General features: G+C 54.7%; 2 protein-coding genes. Both read left to right on the top strand.

The genetic code is table 11. The features are described 5' to 3' along the window. A partial coding sequence (locus tag NW848_RS16760; RefSeq protein ID WP_414508720.1) for an IS607 family transposase occupies positions 1-453 on the top strand: 453 nt, incomplete at its 5' end. After that, the gene (locus tag NW848_RS16755; RefSeq protein WP_414508721.1) at positions 341-1,588 is read left to right on the top strand and encodes an RNA-guided endonuclease InsQ/TnpB family protein; all 1,248 of its coding nucleotides are present in this window, start codon (positions 341-343) and stop codon (positions 1,586-1,588) included. The genes NW848_RS16760 and NW848_RS16755, both read left to right, overlap by 113 nt. Positions 1,589-1,597 lie beyond the last annotated feature (9 nt).

Genomic DNA, 1,597 nt, shown 5'->3' with positions numbered 1-1,597 from the left:
TACATCAGAACGCCAAAGAAAGCCAAACGAGTCGTTTTGTACGCCCGAGTCAGCAGTCGAGGGCAAAAGTCAGACTTGGAGAGACAGATTGCAAGACTGGTTAACCTCTATCCTGGAGCCGAAGTGGTCGGAGAGGTTGGCGGCGGTCTCGACTTCAAAAGACCAAAGTTCCTTGCCTTATTGGAACGAGTCCGTGCAGGAGATATCGGAACGATTGTGGTCGCTCACCGGGATCGACTCTGCCGGTTTGGATTTGAGTTCGTTGAGTGGTACTGCCGTCAATACGGGTGCGAAATCTTGGTTCTCGATGACGATCACCTTTCTCCCCAACAGGAACTGGTTGAGGATATCCTCACCATCCTGCACTGCTTCAGCAGTCGGCTCTACGGACTCAGAAAATACCGGGCTGCAATCGAGAAAGATACGGATTTATCCGGAGCCAGCGCTGGCTAAAGTTTGGAAGCGGTGGCAAGCGGCGTGCCGGTACTGCTACAACCAAGCGATTGCCTATCAGCGTCAGCATGGTGCCCCAAAAACGGCCAGAAAGCTGCGGGACATCATCCTGCGCTCCGACCTACCCGAGTGGGTGAAGGACGTCCCTTGCCACATCAAGCAGAACGCGGTCGTCGAGGCGTGGTTAGCGTTTCGCCGAAGCAAAGACGCGAGGTTTCGCAGTGTGCGGGACAGGTCGCATACGCTGCAATTCAACGCCGGCAACTTTCGCAATGGGACGTGGTATCCGAAACTCACCCGAGGTTTGGCGTTCCGTGCATCCGAGGAGATGCCCAGAGAGTGGGCACGTGGAACTGAGCTAATGCGGGTGAAAGACAGATGGTATGCCATCTTTCCTGAGCCCGTGAACGAGCAGTGTTCGTTAGCAAAGGGGGTGATCGCACTTGATCCTGGAGTAAGAAGCTTCCTTACAGGGTTTGATGGGGCGGGCTTTGTAGATATCGCCAAGGGAGACTTTGGCAGGATCGTTCGGCTGTGCTACCACCTAGACGGTCTGCAATCTAGGCTGAGTAAAGCACCGAGACCCAAGCGTAGGCGAATGCGGCAAGCGGCGTTTCGTCTGCGGGAGAGAATCAGGAACTTGGTGGACGAGTGCCATCGCAAGGTAGCGGCGTTCCTAACGGATAACTACCGATTGATATTCCTCCCCACTTTCGAGTCAGCCAAGATGGTTGCCAAGGCAGGGAGGAAGTTTGGTAGCAAGACAGCAAGGGCGATGCTCACCTGGGCGCACTACCGGTTCAAGCAGCTCCTGAAGTTTCAAGCCAAGAAGAAAAACGTGGTTGTCGTGGAAGTATCGGAAGCGTACACCAGCAAAACCTGTACCAAGTGCGGGCACATCCACACCAAGTTGGGTGGCGCAAAGGTGTTTAGATGCCCAAAGTGCAACCATAGGCTACCACGAGATTGGCAAGGCGCTCTGGGTGTTATGCTCAGGGCTTTGCGGGATACCGCCTTTCTGTTTGGACTCCGTCCGAGTAGCGCGGTCGCGTCAGCGTCGCGTAGTGACAACGGAAACGGACAGAATGCTATCGCTTCACCGCTGAGCAGTAATGCTCAGCAGTGTTCAGCGTAAATGTATCAG

The sequence above is a fragment of the Synechococcus sp. RC10A2 genome, from assembly GCF_047502605.1.
This window is presented reverse-complemented; position numbering and strand designations above follow the sequence as displayed.